The sequence below is a fragment of the Comamonas testosteroni ATCC 11996 genome, from assembly GCF_000241525.1.
In the GTDB taxonomy this organism is placed as follows: domain Bacteria; phylum Pseudomonadota; class Gammaproteobacteria; order Burkholderiales; family Burkholderiaceae_C; genus Comamonas; species Comamonas testosteroni.
In genome coordinates this window covers 34,059-53,830 of sequence record NZ_AHIL01000041.1, presented here as the reverse complement: position 1 = coordinate 53,830, position 19,772 = coordinate 34,059, and the positions used below count along the sequence as shown (strand labels likewise).

Here is a 19,772-nt window from a genome sequence, read left to right as displayed (position 1 = left end):
AGCGACTCAGCGCAGCGGCCCTTGCCAATCGGCCAGGCGATAGGCACTGTCCCAGAACTGCCATTCCAGCCGGGCCGCATCCTTGTAGGCGGCATGCATGGCAGTACGCGTGGTCTCGGTGGCTTCCTCGGCCAGGCGATCGACAGTGGCGCAGACGCCGCGCACCGCCGCATGAAACTCCTCGCTGGCATAGGTGTCCACCCAGGCCTGATACGGATTGTCCTTGGCCGAGCGCGCATGAATGTCGCGCCCGACCTCTGCATAAATCCAGAAGCAGGGAAGCAACGCGGCCACAGCCACCGGGTAAGTGGCGCTCCAGGCCGTGGCCAGCAGATAGCTGGTGTAGTGATGGCAGGCAGGCGTCAGCGGCGCTGCTGCAAACTGCTCGGGCGTCACGCCGAAATCACGCATGAAGCCGCCATGCAGGGCGCGCTCCACCACCACGGCCTCATTGGCGGCATTGGCAAACTGCACCACGCCTTCGGCGTTATCGGATTTGGCCGCCGTCACGGCCAGCGCGCGGCCATAGGCGACGAGGTAGTGCGCATCCTGAATCATGTAGTGGCAAAAGCGCTCCCGGCTCAGCGTTCCGGCTGCCAGTTCCTGGTTGAAGGGCAGCTCCAAGGTACTTTGAAACAGCGCCTGGTTGGCATTCCACAGACTTTGGCTGAATGACATGACTCGACTCTCCACTACAAAAATTCATAGCAGCCAGCGCTTTACTGGCTGGTCCAGAAGCTGTTTTTACCTGAAATAAGCCATTTGCTATTCATACAGCTACGGCTTTGAGGTCAAAGCTGTATTGCGCGCTGATGCGCGCCATTCGCCCGAACTTGTCCGTTGATTCATACAAGTGCCAAACCAATAGACAAGACTGAAGAGGCCACAGGCTCCAAAGGCCTCATTAGCCCCATTGACTGACTGATCAGTCAGTTCATAAACTTGCATCGAGGAATCACCAAAACATCACAGGTATTGGAAGGAGCCAGGGGAATGAATACCAATTTCGCAAACGAGCTTCACCGCCGCTCCACACATGCCATGCAAACCGGACTGGCCGACGCCGATACACAGGGCGGGCAGGTCGCAGTCTCCCAATACATCAGCGATGAGCAGACCACGCAGGAGCTGCGCCTGTTGCGCCAGTTTCCCCAGCCCGTGGCCGGTAGCTCATCCATTCCCACGCCCGGCGCCTGGCTGTCGCTGACTCCATTTGATGTTCCGCTTTTGTTGGTCAGGCAATCCGACGGAGCCGTCCACGCTTTCTTGAATGTCTGTCGCCACCGCGGCGCACGCGTTGTGGCTGAGGGCAGCGGCACCGAAGCACGAGCCTTCATCTGTCCCTACCACGCATGGACTTACCAGCCCGATGGCGACTTGCGAGGTGTTCCCGACTCCTTCGGCTTCCCTCGCCTGAAGAAAGAGAAGTCCGGTCTCAAAAGGCTGGCCGCCGTAGAGCGAGGCGGCATCATCTGGGTGGTGCTGGACCCCACATCACCCATCAGAGATATCGACACACACCTGGGCCCACTCATGGAGAACCTGGAGTCGCTGGACGGGCTCCACACCCCCGTGTCCTATGCGCAGCGCTCGCTCGAAGTCAACGCCAACTGGAAGCTGCTGACAGATGGCATCTTTGAAGCCTATCACTTCAAGGTTGCGCACCGCCAGACCATTGCCCACATGTTCATGAACAACCTGCAACTGGTGGACGAATTTGACTTGCACCGACGCTTGTACCTCATCAAGTCCCGCTTTCCAAAAGAGCAACCCGAGGCAAACGGCTTTGACCCGCGCAAGTATGGCAACCTGACTTATTACTTCTTTCCCAACACGATGATCCTGGTCCAGCCCGACCACGGGCAGCTCAGCTACCTGGAGCCGCTCAGCGCCTCTCGCACACGGATTCATGAGATCACGCTGCTTCCGTCCGAGCCCGCTACGGACAAGGCCGCTGCGTACTGGAACGCCAACGTGGACCTGTACCGCCGGACTCTGGCCGAAGACTACGCTCTCGCAGAGTCCATACAGGCCGGCCTGGCCTCGGGCGCCAATGACAGTCTCACATTTGCCTCCTTCGAGTACAGCGCGCCCCGCTTTCACACGCAGCTCCAACAGCAGCTGGAATCGCTCCAGCCCAGCCCAGCCCTCAGACCCACAAGCCTGTAAAAACCGCCACTAGCTGACCCCTGACCTCTACATTTGCCTCTGCGTTTACTGCTGCATTAGGTTGAGCCACGACCACCTGTTGTGCTTGAAGATTCGGACGCCCGCATGCTGATCATCGACACGAAGTTTCTAGACCGTATCGGCGCTCGCAGCACTTCGTCAGGCAAATGGGGCAGGTCAAACGCCCGAAACGCGTGGAATATCTGACAAGCCTACTGCGCACGGAATCAGGCAAGCTGCTCAAGCGCCAACTGCGCGCACCGAACTGGGCGGGACAAGAGCGGGCCATCAACTCAACGAGCCACAGCACACGCGCCGCCCACCGGCCTGTGCCTTCCCATTTCTATAATCACTGGATGCCCTGCAAACCGCTCTCTCGTAAAGAACTGATTCTGGATCGTGCCGAACAGCATTTCGCCGACCACGGATTTCAGGGGGCATCACTATCGGCCATTGCGCGGGACTGCCAGATTGGCAACCCCGGCCTGCTACACCACTTTCCCAGCAAGGAGGTGCTGTATCGCACCGTGCTTGAGGCTCAGGCACACGAGTTGATGCAGCGCATGGACAAAGGCGTGCAGTCCGAGGATCTGCTGCAGCAGCGCCTGCAGGCCTTCATCTTGCTGCAGATCGAATGGATGCAGGCCCGCCCTGCGGGCTTCAAACTCATTACTCGCGAGCTGTTGGATAACTCCGAGCGCATTGAACAGGCTCATTCCCGGCCGCTAGAGATTTTTTTGCTTCAGAGTGTGGCCTTGATTGAGGAAGGTCAGGCCGCCGGATTGCTGCGTCAAGACATCGCTGCCGTTGCTTTGCTGACCATTATTCTGGGCAGCCTCAATTACGCACAGATTGTGCGCCCCACCTTCGGCAGAGCCTTTACCGAGCCGACCCTCAAGAGCAACAGCCACTGGATGCAGCGCATCGCTGCCGATGTACAGCTACTCATCAGCAATTCAAGCTTCGCCCTGAAAAAGGCATAACGCAGCCAGTTCACTCACTCTGTTTTTCCACCACGAATTTCCTGTGCGCGGCCCTGCAGCCACTGGCTGAACACCCGCAGCGCCGGCGACGGTTGTGCATCGGCCGCCAGCGCAGGCGTAACCAGATAGTAGGCACGGTTGCCGCGCAGCGGCTGGGGGCAGGCAATGATGAGGTCGCCGCGCGCCAACTCCTGCTCGATCAGCATGGGCGGCACCAGGGCTACGCCCAGCCCCTGGCTGGCGGCCACGGCCAGCATGGAAAACAGCTCCAGCCGCATTCCGTCCAGGGCACGCGGCGCATCGACATGCATCGCGTCGAACCACTGGCGCCAGCCCTGGGGGCGCGTGCTTTGCTGCAGAAGCGGCAGGCGCGCAATCACCTCGGGGCCCACCGGCAGCCAGGCGCGGCCCAGGTCGCGCTGCTGGGCCGTGGCCAGCAGTTGCGGACTGCACACGGGAACCACCTCTTCGTCCATCAGCCACTGCGCCTGCACGCCGGGCCAGCGGGCCACCTGCTCGGGCGTTCCCGCATAAAGGGCCGCGTCAAACACGGTGTCGGCAAACAGAAACGGCCGGGTCTGCACATCGATGTGCACGGTGATGTCGGGGTGCTGCTGGGCCAGTTGCGGCAGGCGCGGCAGCAACCAGCGTGTGGCAAAGGTGGGCACTGCCGCCAGATTGATGGGGCCTCCCTCGCCCTGATGGCTCATCAGATCCAGCGTGTCACGCTCCAGCCCCTGCAGCCAGCGTCCGACCTGCTTGGCGTAATGCAGACCCGCATCGGTGAGCAGCACGCCGTGGCGCGTGCGCTTGAACAGGGCCACGCCCACAAACTCCTCCAGCGCAATGATCTGGCGCGAGACGGCACTTTGCGTCAGCGACAACTCCTGTGCAGCCTTGGTGTAGCTGATATGGCGGGCGGCCGATTCAAAGCAGGCCAGAGCCTGAGTGGAGGGCAGAACTCTGCGCATCTCTCTTATTCCTTGCTCGCATACATAGGAAACAAACAAAAGGGAAAACCCTTGATAATTAATTTATACATGCATTTTTCTCATCCATAGATGATTATTCATCGTTTGCCAGCCCCTGTTCTGCAAACCTAATATGTGTGCAAGCACTCAGGCGAAAATGCGCCTGCAACCCGACACCTTGCATTCAGGAGATGAACATGGCCAATGGCTACCAGTGGGACGACTGCTTCCAGCTCGACCAGCAACTGACCGAAGACGAGCGCATGATCCGTGACGCAGCGCGCGAGTACTGCCAGGACAAGCTCAAGCCTCGCGTGCAAGCCATGTTCCGCAACGAGTCCGTGGACATCAGCATCTTCCGCGAGATGGGTGAGCTGGGCCTGCTGGGTCCCACCATCCCCACGCAATACGGCGGCGCAGGCCTGAACTACGTGAGCTACGGTCTGGTGGCGCGCGAGATCGAGCGTGTGGATTCGGGCTATCGTTCCATGGCCTCCGTGCAATCGTCCCTGGTGATGGTGCCCATCAACGAGTTCGGCACCGAAGCGCAAAAGATGAAATACCTGCCCAAGCTGGCTTCGGGCGAGTTCATCGGCTGCTTCGGCCTGACCGAGCCCGACCACGGCTCCGACCCCGGCTCCATGGCCACGCGCGCCTACAAGGTCGACGGCGGCTATCGCCTCAAGGGCAACAAGATGTGGATCACCAACAGCCCTGTGGCCGACGTGTTCGTGGTCTGGGCCAAGGAAGTCTCCGAGGACGGCACTGTGGGCCAGATCCGCGGCTTTGTGCTGGAAAAGGGCATGAAGGGCCTGTCCGCCCCGGCCATCCACGGCAAGGTGGGCCTGCGCGCCTCCATCACCGGCGAAATCGTGATGGACGATGTGTTCTGCCCCGAAGAGAACGCCTTCCCCGAGGTGCGCGGCCTCAAGGGCCCGTTCACCTGCCTGAACAGCGCCCGCTTCGGCATTGCCTGGGGCGCGCTGGGTGCAGCAGAAGACTGCTGGCACACCGCCCGCCAGTACACGCTGGACCGCAAGCAGTTCGGCCGCCCTCTGGCCGCCAACCAGCTGATCCAGAAGAAGCTGGCCGATATGCAGACCGAAATCACCCTGGGCCTGCAAGCCGCGCTGCGCGTGGGCCGCATGAAGGACGAGCACCAGAACGTGATCGAGATCACCTCGCTGGTCAAGCGCAACAACTGCGGCAAGTCGCTGGACATCGCACGCATGGCGCGCGACATGCTGGGCGGCAACGGCATCTCCGACGAGTTCGGCGTGGCCCGCCATCTGGTGAACCTGGAAGTGGTCAACACCTACGAAGGCACCCATGACGTGCACGCGCTGATTCTGGGTCGTGCGCAGACTGGCATCGCGGCGTTTGCTAATTAACTCCCCCTGAGCGGCTACGCCTAGGCGGCTCCGCCGCTTCCCCCTCTCTCTACGCGCTTCGCGCTATGGGAGGGGGGGCGGCAGCTTCGCCGCAAGGCGGCTCTTGCTTGCTGCCCTTACCTTGGGTCGATGGCAGAGATTCGAGCCTCTTTTTCGCTATCTATTTGTTAGCTTCTACCGCTTTATCTGTATGGGTTTTGGATAGTTTTTCTATCAAAATCCATACCAATAAAGCGCAAGCAGCTTCTGTTTTCATAGTTCCTTCACTCGGTTTCTGGATTCCTCCTCAATGAACGCAAGCCCCATCACTCCCACCGGCGCACTGACAGGCATCAAGGTGCTGGATCTGTCTCGCGTGCTGGCAGGACCCTGGGCCACGCAGATGCTGGCCGATCTGGGCGCCGATGTGGTCAAGGTTGAGCGCCCGGTTGCTGGCGACGATACGCGCCACTGGGGCCCTCCGTTCCTCAGGGACGATGCGGGCAACGACACGCGCGAGGCCAGCTACTTCACGGCCTGCAACCGCAACAAGCGCTCCATCACCGTGGACATGGCACACCCCGAGGGCCGCGCCCTGCTGCTGCGCATGGCGCAGGAGGCCGATGTGGTGGTGGAGAACTTCAAGACCGGCGGTCTCAAGCAGTACGGACTGGACTATGCCAGCCTGAAGGCACTGAATCCGCGCCTGGTGTACTGCTCCATCACCGGCTTTGGCCAGGACGGTCCTTATGCGGAGCGCGCCGGTTACGACCTGATGGTGCAGGCCATGTGCGGCCTGATGAGCATCACCGGGCATGCCGATGGCGAGCCCGGCGGTGGCCCGCTGAAGGTGGGCGTGGCGGTGATCGACGTGTTCACCGGCCTGTATGCCAGCAACGCAATTCTCGCGGCCCTCAATGCGCGCCACACCACAGGCCAGGGCCAGTACATCGACATGGCGCTGCTGGATGTGGGCATGGCCGTGCTGGCCAATCAGGCCGCAGGTTTTCTGACAACCGGCCAGGCACCGGGCCGCGCCGGCAACACCCACCCCAGCCTCGCGCCGTATCAGGACTTTCCAACGCTGGACGGCAATGTGCTCTTGGCCATTGGCAACGACGGGCAGTTCGCCCGCTTCTGCGCCGCCATCGAATATGCCGAATGGGCACAGGACGAGCGCTTTGCCACCAACACCGCCCGCGTGCAAAACCGCAGCGCGCTGCTGGCGTTGATGAAGCCCGTGATGCTGACACGCAGCACGACAGACTGGATTGCGCTGCTGGAAGACAAGGCCGTGCCCTGTGGCCCCATCAACACCATTGCACAGGCATTTGAAGACCCACAGGTCAAGGCGCGCGGTATTCAGCAAAGCTTGCCGCGCAATGCAGGCGACGGCATTGGCCACATTGCCACTGTCTCCAATCCCATGCGCCTTTCGGCCACACCGGTTACCTACCGCCGCGCACCGCCCGCCCTGGGTCAGCACACCGATGAGGTGCTGCGCGAATTCGGACTTGATGACAACGCCATTGCTGCGTTGCATGAGCAAGGAGTGGTTTGAGGCCTTCATGGCCAAAGCAACCTCCTGACAACAAAAGAGGGCCCAAGCCCCGAAAACCGCAGGCAATTTCACCAGAGATGCACTGCCAATCACACTTTCCAAGGAGACATTGATGTTCAAGTTCACAGCCACCGTTCTGGCTGCCATGGCTTTTTGCGGCGCTGCACAGGCACAAGGCGCCTATCCCAACAAGCCCATCCGCCTGCTGGTTCCCTTTGCCGCCGGCGGCACGACCGACCTGATCGCCCGCGTCATTGCCGAGCCTCTGAGCCGTGAGCTGGGCCAGTCCGTTGTGGTGGAAAACAAGGGCGGCGGCGGCGGCACCATTGGCGCAGCCGAGACGGCACGCGCCAAGCCCGATGGCTACAACCTGGGCATTGCCACCGTGTCCACCACGGCCACCAACCCAGCCATCAACCCCAAGATCACCTACAACGTCGCCACCGATTTCACGCCCATCGTGAACATCGCTGCCACGCCCAACATCATTGCCGCCAACCCCAAATTTGCGGGCAAGGATTACAAGAGCTTCCTGACTGAGGTCAAGAGCAACCCCGGCAAGTACTCTTACGCATCGCCCGGTCAAGGCTCCATCACCCATCTGATGATGGAAATGTTCAAGCTGGAAACCAAGACCGACGTAGCCCACGTGCCTTATCGTGGATCGGGCCCTGCGCTGAACGACGCGGTTGCCGGCCAGGTGCCGCTGATTTTTGACAACCTGCCCTCCACCCTGCCCTTCGTCAAGGAAAAGCGCCTGACGGCCCTCGTCGTCGCCGCTCCCCAGCGTCTGGCTGCACTGCCTGATGTGCCCACCTTCAAGGAAATGGGTCTGCCCCAGGTCAACCGCATGGCGTACTACGGCATCGTTGGCCCCAAGAACCTGCCTAAGGAAGTGGTGGACAAGATCAACGCCGCCGTGCGCAAGGCGGTGCAAGATCCTGCGGTGAAAAAGCGCATCGAGGAAAGCGGCTCCATCATCATGGCCGACACCCCTGAAGCCTTTGCCAAGCAGATGGCCGAAGAGCTGGCCGTCTACAAGAACGTGGTGCAAAAGCAGAACCTGAAGATGGAAGACTAAGCGTCTTCATGCCAAAAAAGTCCTCGCAGGTGTGAATGCCTGCGAGGACTTTTTTCTTTGTACTGCTCATGCACAAGCAAGGTGCTGGTGCATGAAACTGGTGCAGCTTAGAAACGATGGCGGATACCCACCACCGCGCTGGTGCCGGATTTGTTGGGAATGTCCATGCTCACGCGGTCATACATGGCCACGGCGTAGACATCGGTGCGCTTGGACAGGAAATGGTCGTAGCCCAGGCTGACGGTGGTGCGTGTGCCGCTGACGTTGCCCACTTCCGACTTGGTGCGTGCAGCCGCAGCCTTGATCGTGCCTGCCGTGCCGCTGACGGGTACATCCAGACCCAGCGAGTAGGTGGTGTTCTCGCGATCCTGGGCGTTGATCTTGGCCTGGCCGTAAGTGGCATAGAGCTTGGCCACGCTGAAGTCATAGCTGCCGCCCACCATCCAGTTGCTCTTGGTCGGCATCACCGCCAGAGAGACCGGGTTGTTGATCTGCGCACGCTCGTAGAACGCGGTCAGGCTCAGCGGGCCGCCGAAGTACATCAGGTTCAGGCCCACATTCTTCTTGCCCTTGTTGCCGCTGCCGGTCTGCTCGCCGAACTGGTAATGCACATTGGCCTTGAGACCGCCAAAGCTGGGCGTGGTGTACAGAACCTGATTGCTCCAACCCGTGTTGGAGGCCGTGGTCAGGCTGTCAGTACCCCAGGCCGCAGTCGTCATATTGGCATGCAGCACCAGTGGCGAGACCGTGAAGGAGTCGCCAAACGGGTTGGTCAGCACCGTGGGCAGGAAGTTCGGTGCCAGGCCACGACCCAGGCTCACACGACCAAAGCTGCCGGCCAGACCCACATTGGCATCACGCGAGAAAAAGGGGTCGGCATCGAAACGGCCAGGGGTACCTGTATCGGCACGGAAAAAGCTCGTGATATTGAAGTCGGCCTTGAGACCGCCGCCCAGATCTTCCACGCCCTTCACACCCCACCAGGAAGTGGTCAGTCCGCCGGAGCCGACCGAGGCCACGCGCTCCTGCCCTGCCATCTTCATGGAGCCCACGTAGGTATCGACGGTACCAGTGAGCTGCACCGAGCTTTGGGCCTGAGCCGACAGACTGGCTGCTGCCAAGGCAATAGTGGTAAAGGTTGCGGTAAACGCTTTCATGGGTGGTTTCCTCTCTAAAAAGTTTGAGACAAACCACCCATGCAAGAGTCAGGCCAGTTTTGTATACAAAACTAGAACTTCAAACGGAAGCTGTCGGCCAGCTTCAGCATCATGAACAACCAGAGCGCAGCGCCCATGGCGATCAGCAGGCCCCCCACCAGGCCGATATGCGTCATGCCCCATTGCTGGCTGACGATGCTGCCCAGCAGTGCGCCGCCGCCGATGCCGATATTGAAGATGCCCGAGAACATGGACATGGCCACATCGGTGGCATCGGGCGCCAGATTAAGCACCTTGGACTGCATGGACAGCGCAAAGCAGATCATGGCGATGCCCCAGACCGAGCTTTGCAGATACAGGCTCCAGACATGTGTGCTGCTCATGACCAGCAGCAACAGGCTCAGCGCCAGCACGCCGATGGACGCCAGCAGAAAGCCACGCGGAAAGCGCAGACCGAACCAGCCGAACAGCACGCTGCCCACAATGCCCATGCCGCCATACAGCAGCAGCACAGCCGTGGTCACATCGCCGGCGTGGCCTGCAATGTCCTGCACAAAGGGCTCGATATAGCTATAGGCCGTGAACTGGCCGGTAATCACCAGCACCAGCAGCACATAGATGCCGACCAGGGCCGGGCGCCTGAACAGCATGGGCACACTGGACAGGGAGCCGGCGTTCTCGCTGGGCAGCAAAGGCAACAACTTGCCCAGCACCAGCATCACCGCTGCAGCCACCGCGCCAATGGCCAGAAACGTCATGCGCCAGCCCAGCCATTCGCCCACGATGCGACCCAGCGGAATGCCCAGCACCATGGCCACGGAAGTGCCCGTGGCCAGCAGGCTCAATGCCATGGCCTTCCTGCCCGGAGGTGCCACCCGCACGGCCAGCGAGGCCGTGATGGACCAGAACACCGCATGCGACAGCGCAATGCCGATACGGCTGATGACCAGGGACGCATAGCTCCAGGCCACACCCGAGAGCAGATGGCTGAGCACGAACACCGCGAACACGCCCATCAGCAGCTTGCGCCGCTCCACCTTGCGCGTGAGCAGCATGAAGGGCAACGAGGCCAGCGCCACCACCCAGGCATAGATGGTGAGCATCAACCCCACCTGCTCGACCTGCATGTCAAAGCTGGCGCCAATGCTGCTGAGCAGACCGACCGGCACGAACTCGCTGGTATTGAAAACAAAAGCCCCCAGCGCCAGCGCAATCACGCTGAGCCAGGCCTGGGTGGGAGATCGGGTCGATTCGATAGGGGCAGTCAAGGTTTCTGTCATGCAATAAAGGCGTGCCGGCTTCCAGGGCCGCAAAACCCGAAATTGTGCGCTTGCAGCATGACAACGGACAGACAGCCCGGCCTTGCCCCATCAATCAATGGGGTCGGACCGGGCGAGGACAAGGCCTGGTCAATACGCGACGGTGAAGCGGGCCTTGAGGTGTTCGTTCCTGTCCAGGGCATCGATCAACGCTACGGCCAGGTCCTGCACTGAAATATCGCCGGGCTGACCGTCGGCCTGCACCAAAGGTTCATCCTTGCCCGTACGGTACTGACCGGTACGGCCCCTGGATTGCGCATCGGAGCCGCCATGAAAGCCCACGGCCGGGCTCAGCATGGTCCAGTCCAGAGCAGCATCCTTTTGCAGCTCGGCAAACATGTCGCGCGCCGCCGAGGCGCCGGGCTTGATGAACGCAGGAAAGTCGGGGGAATCCACCAGTTGCTGGCCATTCACATACAGGCTGCCGGCTCCGCCCACGACGAGATAACGCTTGATGCCCGCAGCCTTGACGCCTTGCACGATGGCACGCGAGCCCTGCATGAAATCGTCATAGATATTGGGATTGCTCCAGCCTGCGTTATAGGCGCTGACCACCGCATCGCAGCCGGTCACAGCGCGCTGCACCTCGTCGGCGTTGAGCACGTCGGCCTTGACGAACTGCACATGCTCGCGTGGAGCAGCGGCCTCGGGTTTGCGTACCAGGGCCACGACCTCATGACCGCGACGCAGCAACTCATCCAGCAATCCGGCACCGACAAAACCCGTGGCGCCAATCAATGCGACTTTCATTGGAAAACTCCTTGTATCTTCAACAGGGCTAAAGATTAATCGGCATTAATTGCGAGAAAAACCCCTTTCAGCCACCATGACCTTGAAGCTGCACTTCAAAATAACCTCATGGAAGATTTCAGACGCATGGCCATTTTTGCCGCCGTGGTGGAGCGCGGCAGCATGAGCGCGGCCGCCCGCCAGCTCGACATGACGCCCTCGGCCGTCAGCCAGCATATCCGTCAGCTGGAGCAGGAGGCCGGCCTGACGCTGCTGCACCGCTCCACGCGCCAGCTGACGCTGACCGATGCCGGCCAGCGCTTCTACATCCAGTGTGCAGCCATGTGCGAAGCGGCCAGCCGGGCACGCGCCGAGCTGGCCGCCGAGCATCAGCGCCCCAGCGGCGAGCTGCGTCTGGCTGCCCCGGCAGGTTTCACCCAGCATGCTGCCCCGGCGCTGGGCCGGTGGCTGGCTGTGCATCCTGAGCTACGGCTGCGCCTGCTGATGGATGACGCTCCCATAGACCTGATCCAGGCGCGCGTGGATCTGGCGCTGCGCTTCGGCAATCTGCAGGATTCCAGCTGGGTGGCCCGTCACCTGGGCCGCAGCGCCACCGTGCTCTGCGCCTCGCCGCATTGGATCACGGCCCACAGCAGCACGCCTCGACACCCTGGCGAGCTGGCACAGCTGCCCTGGCTGGAGATGAGCCGCAGCGACGACGCTCAGGCCGACTTCCTATGGCGTCAGCAGGGCACAGCGCAGGAATACCGGCTGCAGGTGCGGCCGCTCATGGTCAGCAACCACCGCAGCGCGGTGCAGCAGTTCTGCGAAGCGGGTCTGGGGCTTGCCCTGCTTTCTGCCCATGACGTGGCGGCAAGTCTGAAAGCGGGCAGCCTGGTGCGCCTGCTGCCTGACTGGGACATGGGCATGCTGGATATCTGGGCCGTCACCGCCAGCCGCGACAGCCTGCCCGCCAAGGTGCGCGAGGCCATCGAGGTGCTGCGCGAGTATTTCGCGCAGCTAGAGGGCATGCAGAACTAGCGCAATCCTTGCACATGCAAGGACCCAACCAGCAGCCATCCAGGCCCGCCGCCCGGGCGCTGCAAGCAAAAAAGCCTGCAAATGCGAGGCATCCGCAGGCTTTGCAAAACAGGCCACACCACATGGCCCGTCGCACTCAAGCCATCATTTCAGGTCGATAGGCGTCTTGTTGCCGCCAACATAGCGGCTCAGCGTGTAGCTGGGGTTCTTCATCTCGCCATTTTTCTCGAACTGGATCTTGGAGGTCACACCCGAATAGTCGGACTTCTGCAGGAAGGGGATATAGACCTTGGGGTCCCATGAATTGGCACGCTTCATGGCATCGGCCAGCAGCATGGTGCCGTCATAGAAATAGGGGCTATAGACCTGGAACTGGCCGGGATACTTGGCGTCATAGCGCTTCTTCCACTCCGTGCCACCAGGCATCTTGGCAATGGAGGCACCACCATCGGCGCAGACCACGTTCTCCAGAGGCTTGGCGCCGGCAGCCACCTTGGCCAGCTCGGTCACGCAAATGCCGTCACCACCAAACATCTTGACGTCGTTCATGCCCAACTGGGCCATCTGGCGCAGCATGGGACCGGCCTGGCCGTACATGCCGCCGTAGAAGATGGCATCGGGCTTCTTGGCCTTGATGGAGGTCAGAATGGCCATGAAGTCCGTGGCCTTGTCGTTGGTGAACTCGTTGGCCACGATCTTGATGCCCTGCTTTTCGGCATCCTTCTTGAACACATTCGCCAGACCCTGGCCATAGGCCGTGCGGTCGTCGATCACGGCCACGTTCTTGAGCTTGAGGTTCTTGGCCGCATAGGTGGCGAGGGCCGCGCCCAGGGCGTTGTCGTTGGCAATCACGCGGTAGGTAGTGTTCCAGCCGGGCTTGGTCAGGTCGGGGTTGGTGGCCGCACCTGTGATCATGGGAATGCCGCAGTCCTGGAAGACCTTGGACGAAGGAATCGCCACGCCGGAGTTCACAAAGGCGACGGCACCGGCCACCTTGTCATCGCAGAGCTTCTGCGAAGCGGCCGTTCCCTGCTTGGGGTCGGCCACATCGTCTTCGGCCACCAGCACGAACTTGACCTTCTTGCCGCCGATTTCCATGCCTTTGGCGTTCAGGTCCTCGATGGCCATGCGCACGCCGTTTTCATCGTCCTTGCCGAAGTGAGCCTGAGGGCCGGAGGTCGGGCCGATATGGCCGATCTTGATGATCTGCTCCTGGGCCATCACGCCCCCTGCCATACCTGCTACGACTGTCGCGATACACAACTTGCCAAAATTCTTCATTGCGCACTCCACTCGGTTGAGACAAGACGCAACCTTATGCCCCGCGACAGGCAATTGGCAATGAGGCAATCACATAGGTGCAGCGAGTGCTACACCGGCACAACAATCAGTGTTTTCAGGGATCGGCAAGCGCCCCGGGCTGTGCTGGAAAAAACCGCCGCAAGCCCTTGCTCGCGAAATGGCAGCAGCGCCAAAGAAAAACGCCCCAGACTGGGGCGTTTTTCATCAAGGCCTGCTGCTCAGGCAGCCTTGGCCTGCAGCAGAGCATCCACCTTGGCATGCTGGTCCAGCGTGCTCAGGCAGGCATGGGCCACTTCCACGCCCTTCTTCACGAAGTGCTGGCGGAAGAACTCCACATGATCACCATGCTCGTGAAAATCGCGCGGCGTCAGCACGGCGGAGAACACGGGCACTTCGGTATCCATCTGTACTCGCATCAGACCATCGATCACGGCCGTGGTCACGAATTCATGGCGATAGATGCCACCGTTGACGATCAGTGCCGTGGCGATCACTGCATCGAAACGACCGCTTTGTGCCAGCTTCTTGGCCAGCAGCGGGATTTCAAAGGCACCGGGTACGCTGAAATGCGTGACGCTGGCGGCCTGCACGCCCTGCGCCTGGAGTTCGGCCTGGGCCGCATCGCGGGCCTGGTAGACCACTTCGGTGTGCCAGCTGGCGCTGATGATGGCAATGCGGCTGCGGCCGGCCACGGTCTTCCAGGGCGTGCCTTCGGAAGTCGCGTGAGTGGCAAAGTTCATGGAGATAGGAGTCTGATTCATGGTGGTATTTCCAGAAAATTCCAATGAATCAGGGCGTGCGCGGGTACACCTGCCCATGCGGCAGCGATAGCTGCATCAAGGACCGATGCTGCGCAATCTCTTTCATCCGGACTATGACCGTCGGCTCTGGCATCTCACCAGATCTGCTGACCCTGCAGGCTCTGGCGAGACTGCAGGCGCTCGCGGGCTGCTGCAGTCAATGCAAGGCATTGCCGCAGATACCGCCGGTGGGGAATTGCACCCCGCCCTGAGAACGCTGCTTTGCGGTGAACCTGGATTCACCGCAAGACAATTCATTCTAGCGAGGCTTTGGCTGCGCTTTTGGCAAAAGGGTCACTCTGGTGTCATTTTGAAAAATCAAGGCAAATACACCTCAAACGAGCACCCATCAAGCGCAAGCAGCTCTAGTTTGATGAGCAGACAACCGCATGCGGTCAACCTACAACTGCCGCCGGACGTTGAGAGCACAAAGCCTTGTTTCCACCCACACCTCCAACCGAGCCGCCATGAAGTCATCCCTGCAGGCAATGATGTCCACCTCCAAACGCTGGGCCAGCATGGGAGCTTTGGCTGTGCTGTGCACTGCCTGCGCGGTTCCCGGTGAGTTTGACTCCGGCTATGGCGGTGGTTATGGCGGCAGCTATGGCTCCACCACCATCTACAGCACCCAGCCTGCTTATCCGGCCTATCCGGTCTACCAGGGTCAGGACCGCAACGACTGGGCCTGGCGCGAGCGTGAGCGCCGTCAGTGGGAGCGCCAGCGCGAGCTGGAACGTGATCGCGCCCAGAACATGCGCGATCGCGAGCAATGGCAACGCCAGATGGAGCGCGACCGCGCTCAGCAACAGCGCGACCAGCAGCGCATGCAGGATCAGCAACGCCGTGAATGGGATCGTCAGCAATCCCAGAACCGTCGTGATCAGGACCAGATGCGCCGCCAGCAGGAGCGCGAACAACAACAGCAGTCGCAGCAACGCGAGCGTGAGCGCATGCAGGCCGAACGTGATCGCCAGCAACAGGCCCGCGACCGCCAACAGCAAGACCGCGAACGTGAGCGCGATCAGCGCCAGCAGCAACACCAGCGCGAAGGCCAGCAGCAAGGCTTTCCTCCTCGCGGTGACTGGCGTTGACCGGGCGCTGTGGCACGTCACCGCTTCTGCTTTTCCTGCCGCCACTTCATAATTTGCAGGCACTCAAACGCCTTTGAAGGAGCGGTCATGCCAGAGCCCCTATCTCCCGCCGTCACCATGCGCAAGCTGCCGCTGGGCTTGCTGCTGGGCTGGGTGCTGATCGCAGGCACAGCCCAAGCTCAGGTCATGCGCTGTGTCGATGCCAAGACCGGCGAGGTGACCTATACCAACGGCCGCTGCATCTCAGGCGAAATGAGCACGCAGATTCAGGCGGCGCAAAGCGCCGAGGAAATTGCGGCCGAGCGTGCCAATGCCAGCCAGGCGCGGGAGCGCAGCAAGGCCCAGATGGCGCGCGAAGATGCCCAGCGCCGTCAGCGTGAAGAGCAGGAGCGCAAGGAGCGCGAAGCCGCCGAGAAAGCCCAGGCCCGGGCCGGTGCCAATCTGGAAAACACACCCGCCTGCCGCCAGGCCCGCGAGCGCTACAACGCCATACTGGCCGAAGCCAGCCCCGATCCAGCCACCTGGGGCGAACGCAGCCACGCAGCCCAGGCCCAGATGGAGATGAGCTGTCTGGGCACAGCCGCCTACCAGCAGCTGCAGCAAAGCCGGGCGCTGCAGCCCAATGCCATCAACCGCCCGCAGTGGGGCTATGGCTATCCCAACCGCTACCCGCCGGCACGTCCCACGCCATCGCAGCCGCCCGCCAAGATCGTCAACTGCAATGTCTTCCGCTGCTATGACAACCGCGGCGGCGTTCATCCAATACCGTAATCCCCCTGAGGCGCTGTGCGCCTTCCCCCAGGGGACGACAGCTTCGCTGTGCGGCGGCGCCTGCTTGCTGCCCGATGCTTGTCCGCGCCAATTTTTGACGGTCGTGCTCTTGGCCCTGCCTAGCTTTGCAGGCCCTCGTTCACCGTGGGATAGCGCAGCCTGAGTCGCAACTCGCGCTTGAGCCGCCGATTCGACAGCCGCCGCGACTCGCTCATGAAACTCAGCAGACTCGCCGGCAGTTCGGTCTGCGCCTGCTCGCGCGAAATGCGCGGCGGCCGGGCCAGGCCGTAGAGATCGGCCGCCAGATCGAAGTAATCCCCCATCTTCAGCTGCGTGTCGTCGCTGGCGTGATAGATGCGCTGCGGCTTGCCACGCCACAGCGCAAGCAGACACGCACGCGCCAGGTCATCGGCATGAATATGGTTGGTATAGACATCGTCTTCGGGCTGCAGCACGGCGGTGCCTCGCTGCAGCCGGGCGCGGGGCGTACCGCCCTCACGATCAGGTGCGTAGATGCCGGGAATGCGCAATATGCTGACCCGCAGACCCGAGCGCCCTGCAAAGCGCACCGCGAGCTCGGCATTCACACGGCGCTGCGCCCTGGCGGTCGTCGGCGCGACGGACCGGGTTTCGCTCACCCACTGCCCCTGGCAGTCGCCATAAACGCCTGAGGTCGACGCATACACCAGGCTGCGCGGCAGACTGCGCAGGCGCAGTGTCCGCATGAGAGCCGTGGTGCGGGAGTCCAGCCACGAGCGTTCATCCCCTGCAACCGGTGCCTGAGGCGGTGCCAGATGCAGCACCCGCGTCGCAATGCCTGCCAGTCTGCGCAGGCTGGCCGGGTCATCCAGATCCCCCCACAAGGGCTTCACGGCCTGGGCATGCAGCTGCTCGGCCCGCACCGGGTTGCGGCTCAAGGCCAACACCTGAATGCCGTGCCTGCCACCGCCTGAAGCGACCGGCAATCGGGCCACGCGCTGACCCACATCGCCGTAGCCGACGATCAATAAGCGTTCACGACGAAAGCGCGCTGGCAGCGCGCCCAATGGGCTTTGGTTTGAAGGCAAAATCGGGACCTGCTGCGTACAAGATCTAAGGAGCCACTGGCGTTGCTGCGACAGCAGCAGCGCCGACAAAAAGGCTGCCGGATACGCCTTCAAGGATAACCAAAACGTCATGACCGAGATTGCCCACGCTTCGTTTGAAATTACCGTCCAGCCCAGCGGACGTGCTTTTGCCACTCAGGGCGCTGAAACCATTCTGGCCGCGGCCATTCGCACCGGCGTCGGCCTGCCCTATGGCTGCAAGGACGGTGCTTGCGGCTCCTGCAAGTGCAAGAAGCTCAGCGGCGAAGTCAGCCACGGCACGCACTCGGACAAGGCTCTGACCGCCGAAGAGGAAGCCGGCGGCTATGTGCTGACCTGCTGCGCCACGCCCCACAGCGATGTGGTTCTGGAGTCGCGCCAGGTTACGGACGCCAGCTCCTTCCCCATCAAGAAGATGCCCGTGCGCGTGGCCGCCCTCGAAAAGAAATCGCATGACGTGATGCAGGTGCGCCTGCAGCTGCCAGCCAGCGAGAAGTTCCGCTACCACGCAGGGCAGTATGTGGAGTTCATCCTGCGCGACGGTGCCCGCCGAGCCTACTCCATGGCGACCGCGCCCCACGTGCAGGAGACTGCGCCCGGCATCGAGCTGCATATCCGTCACATGGAAGGCGGCAAGTTCACCGACCATGTCTTCGGCGGCATGAAGGAAAAGGAAATCCTGCGTGTGGAGGGCCCGTTCGGCAGCTTCTTCCTGCGCGAGGACTCGGACAAGCCCATCATCTTGCTGGCCTCGGGCACGGGCTTTGCCCCTATCAAGGCACTGATCGAGCATATGCGCCACAAGAGCATCAACCGCCCCGTCACGCTGTACTGGGGTGGCCGTCGCCCCACCGACCTGTATGACGCCAGCTGGATTGCCGAGCACACGGCCTCCATGCCCCAGTTCAGGTATGTCCCCGTGATCTCCGATGCCCTGGCCGAAGATGCCTGGACGGGCCGCACCGGCTTTGTCCATCAGGCCGTGCTGGACGACTTTGCCGACCTGTCCGGCTACCAGGTCTATGCCTGCGGTGCCCCCATCGTTGTGGATTCAGCCCGCGCCGCTTATACCAGCGAACGCGCGCTGCCTGCCGAAGAGTTCTACGCCGACGCCTTCACCTCCGAAGCGGACAAGTAAGAACGCTGTTTTGCACAAACCCCGATGCATTCCATGGTGCATCAGGGTTTACGCGCAATTTTCTTGCACAAGTAACCGCCAGCTCCGGAGCCGCTGCAATTTTTTGCACAATAGAGCTCTATGAACCGTAGAAACAGCCTTCTCTCGGTCATGGCGGCCGTTGCTGCCTTGGCCTCTCCCCTCTCCCAGGCCCAAGAACCCATCCGTCTGATCGTGCCCTATGCGCCCGGTGGTCCGCTGGACATCACCTCGCGCGCACTGGCAGAGCGGGTGCGCGACTCCCTGGGCGTCGTCATCATCGACAACAAGGCGGGTGCCGGTGGCAATATCGGCGCCGACGCCATTGCCAAGGCCCAGCCCGACGGCCTGACCATAGGCCTGGCCGCCACAGCCACCCATGCCGTCAACCCCTGGCTCTACACCAAGATGCCCTATGACGCAGGCAAGGACTTTGCCGGTATCACCCAGATGGTGCGCGTGCCCAATGTGCTGGTGATGAATGCCGCCAAGGCCGAGCAGCTCAAGATCCATAGCGTGGCCGATCTGATCACCTACGCCAAGGGCCATCCCGGCAAGCTCAACTACGGCAGCGGCGGCAATGGCTCCGCAGGCCATCTGGCCGGCGAGATGCTCAAGCAAAAGGCCGGCATCTTTGCACTGCACGTGCCCTACCGTGGCGCCAACCCAGCCCAGCTGGCCCTGCTGTCTGGCGAGGTGGACTTCAATATCGACAACCTGGCTGCGGCCGCGCCCAATATCAAGAGCGGCAAGCTGGTGGCTCTGGCTGTGACTTCGCTCAATGCCTCGCCGCTGCTGCCCGGCGTGCCTGCGCTGTCCAAGACCTACCCCGGTTTTGCCATTGACACCTGGTGGGGACTGGTTGCCCCGGCCGGCACCCCCAAGCCCGTGCTGGACAAGCTGAGCAAGGCCTTCAATGATGCCCTGCAAGCACCGGAAACCAAGACCCGCTTCAACGCCCTGATGGCCGAACCCGTGGGCTCCACGCCTGCAGAATTCGACAAATTCATGGCCACCGAGCGCGCCAAGTACCAGCCCATCGTCAAGGCCTCCGGCGCCAAGGTCGACTGATAGCTGCTGACGCCGATTGAAAAGCCCCGGGAGCCATTGGCAGCCGGGGCTTTTTTTTCATAGGTGATCTCGGCATCCATCGCTTGCCAGGCAAGCGCGACAAGCTATTAAATCA

18 protein-coding genes and 1 riboswitch are annotated in these 19,772 nt (G+C 61.6%); of the genes, 10 read left to right on the top strand and 8 right to left on the bottom strand.

Annotated features, from left to right (window positions below):
* Positions 1–6: 6 nt before the first annotated feature.
* Positions 7–678 carry a thiaminase II gene (gene tenA / locus CTATCC11996_RS17620; protein WP_003078687.1) on the bottom strand — a complete coding sequence of 224 codons (672 nt, stop codon included), beginning with the start codon at positions 676–678 and terminating at the stop codon, positions 7–9.
* 315 nt (positions 679–993) lie between these two features.
* Between tenA and CTATCC11996_RS17615 the strand changes: the two genes are divergently transcribed.
* Together CTATCC11996_RS17615 and CTATCC11996_RS17610 are read left to right on the top strand one after the other, a co-directional pair.
* Positions 994–2,169, top strand: coding sequence for an aromatic ring-hydroxylating oxygenase subunit alpha (locus CTATCC11996_RS17615; RefSeq protein ID WP_003078685.1), 1,176 nt, complete (start codon positions 994–996; stop codon positions 2,167–2,169).
* Positions 2,170–2,525: 356 nt separating this feature from the next.
* Positions 2,526–3,152, top strand: coding sequence for a TetR/AcrR family transcriptional regulator (locus CTATCC11996_RS17610; RefSeq protein ID WP_034349556.1), 627 nt, complete (start codon positions 2,526–2,528; stop codon positions 3,150–3,152).
* Positions 3,153–3,166: 14 nt separating this feature from the next.
* Here the strand turns inward: CTATCC11996_RS17610 and CTATCC11996_RS17605 are convergent, their stop codons facing one another.
* The gene (locus CTATCC11996_RS17605; RefSeq protein WP_003078682.1) at positions 3,167–4,123 is read right to left on the bottom strand and encodes a LysR family transcriptional regulator; all 957 of its coding nucleotides are present in this window, start codon (positions 4,121–4,123) and stop codon (positions 3,167–3,169) included.
* A 197-nt stretch (positions 4,124–4,320) separates the two neighbouring features.
* Here CTATCC11996_RS17605 and CTATCC11996_RS17600 point away from each other — a divergent pair, with 197 nt between their 5' ends.
* The 3 genes from CTATCC11996_RS17600 (at position 4,321) to CTATCC11996_RS17590 (ending at position 8,135) form a co-directional block, all read left to right on the top strand.
* Positions 4,321–5,514: an acyl-CoA dehydrogenase gene (locus CTATCC11996_RS17600; protein ID WP_003078680.1), complete on the top strand. Its 1,194-nt coding sequence runs from the start codon at positions 4,321–4,323 to the stop codon at positions 5,512–5,514.
* Positions 5,515–5,803: 289 nt separating this feature from the next.
* Entirely contained in the window at positions 5,804–7,054 is a 1,251-nt protein-coding gene (locus tag CTATCC11996_RS17595) for a CaiB/BaiF CoA transferase family protein (protein WP_003078678.1), read from the top strand.
* 112 nt (positions 7,055–7,166) lie between these two features.
* The gene (locus tag CTATCC11996_RS17590) at positions 7,167–8,135 is read left to right on the top strand and encodes a tripartite tricarboxylate transporter substrate binding protein BugE (RefSeq protein ID WP_003078675.1); all 969 of its coding nucleotides are present in this window, start codon (positions 7,167–7,169) and stop codon (positions 8,133–8,135) included.
* A gap of 107 nt (positions 8,136–8,242) precedes the next feature.
* On the opposite strand, the gene CTATCC11996_RS17585 is transcribed toward CTATCC11996_RS17590, so the two are convergent.
* The 3 genes from CTATCC11996_RS17585 to CTATCC11996_RS17575 all read right to left on the bottom strand — a co-directional run bounded on the left by CTATCC11996_RS17585 (position 8,243) and on the right by CTATCC11996_RS17575 (position 11,361).
* Entirely contained in the window at positions 8,243–9,292 is a 1,050-nt protein-coding gene (locus tag CTATCC11996_RS17585) for a porin (RefSeq protein ID WP_003078673.1), read from the bottom strand.
* Between the two features lie 71 nt (positions 9,293–9,363).
* Entirely contained in the window at positions 9,364–10,572 is a 1,209-nt protein-coding gene (locus CTATCC11996_RS17580) for a sugar transporter (protein ID WP_003078671.1), read from the bottom strand.
* 129 nt (positions 10,573–10,701) lie between these two features.
* Positions 10,702–11,361, bottom strand: coding sequence for an NAD(P)-dependent oxidoreductase (locus CTATCC11996_RS17575; protein ID WP_003078670.1), 660 nt, complete (start codon positions 11,359–11,361; stop codon positions 10,702–10,704).
* Between the two features lie 108 nt (positions 11,362–11,469).
* Between CTATCC11996_RS17575 and CTATCC11996_RS17570 the strand changes: the two genes are divergently transcribed.
* Positions 11,470–12,381, top strand: coding sequence for a LysR family transcriptional regulator (locus CTATCC11996_RS17570; protein ID WP_034349555.1), 912 nt, complete (start codon positions 11,470–11,472; stop codon positions 12,379–12,381).
* A 144-nt stretch (positions 12,382–12,525) separates the two neighbouring features.
* Here the strand turns inward: CTATCC11996_RS17570 and CTATCC11996_RS17565 are convergent, their stop codons facing one another.
* Both CTATCC11996_RS17565 and CTATCC11996_RS17560 read right to left on the bottom strand, forming a co-directional pair.
* A complete protein-coding gene (locus tag CTATCC11996_RS17565) occupies positions 12,526–13,662 on the bottom strand; it encodes a branched-chain amino acid ABC transporter substrate-binding protein (RefSeq protein WP_003078665.1) in 1,137 nt (378 codons plus the stop codon).
* 239 nt (positions 13,663–13,901) lie between these two features.
* Entirely contained in the window at positions 13,902–14,444 is a 543-nt protein-coding gene (locus CTATCC11996_RS17560; RefSeq protein WP_003078663.1) for a 6,7-dimethyl-8-ribityllumazine synthase, read from the bottom strand.
* Between the two features lie 90 nt (positions 14,445–14,534).
* Positions 14,535–14,703, bottom strand: a riboswitch (FMN riboswitch).
* Positions 14,704–14,950: 247 nt separating this feature from the next.
* Between CTATCC11996_RS17560 and CTATCC11996_RS17555 the strand changes: the two genes are divergently transcribed.
* Together CTATCC11996_RS17555 and CTATCC11996_RS17550 are read left to right on the top strand one after the other, a co-directional pair.
* Positions 14,951–15,574 (top strand): hypothetical protein, encoded by a 624-nt coding sequence (locus tag CTATCC11996_RS17555; protein WP_042438484.1) that lies wholly within the window; start codon positions 14,951–14,953, stop codon positions 15,572–15,574.
* A gap of 87 nt (positions 15,575–15,661) precedes the next feature.
* Positions 15,662–16,345 (top strand): DUF4124 domain-containing protein, encoded by a 684-nt coding sequence (locus tag CTATCC11996_RS17550; RefSeq protein WP_003078660.1) that lies wholly within the window; start codon positions 15,662–15,664, stop codon positions 16,343–16,345.
* A gap of 119 nt (positions 16,346–16,464) precedes the next feature.
* Here the strand turns inward: CTATCC11996_RS17550 and CTATCC11996_RS17545 are convergent, their stop codons facing one another.
* Positions 16,465–17,412: an SDR family oxidoreductase gene (locus tag CTATCC11996_RS17545; protein WP_034349553.1), complete on the bottom strand. Its 948-nt coding sequence runs from the start codon at positions 17,410–17,412 to the stop codon at positions 16,465–16,467.
* A 109-nt stretch (positions 17,413–17,521) separates the two neighbouring features.
* On the opposite strand from CTATCC11996_RS17545, the gene CTATCC11996_RS17540 reads away from it, so the two are divergent.
* Positions 17,522–18,568: a CDP-6-deoxy-delta-3,4-glucoseen reductase gene (locus CTATCC11996_RS17540; RefSeq protein WP_003078655.1), complete on the top strand. Its 1,047-nt coding sequence runs from the start codon at positions 17,522–17,524 to the stop codon at positions 18,566–18,568.
* Between the two features lie 120 nt (positions 18,569–18,688).
* Positions 18,689–19,657 (top strand): Bug family tripartite tricarboxylate transporter substrate binding protein, encoded by a 969-nt coding sequence (locus CTATCC11996_RS17535; protein ID WP_034349551.1) that lies wholly within the window; start codon positions 18,689–18,691, stop codon positions 19,655–19,657.
* Positions 19,658–19,772: the final 115 nt, after the last annotated feature.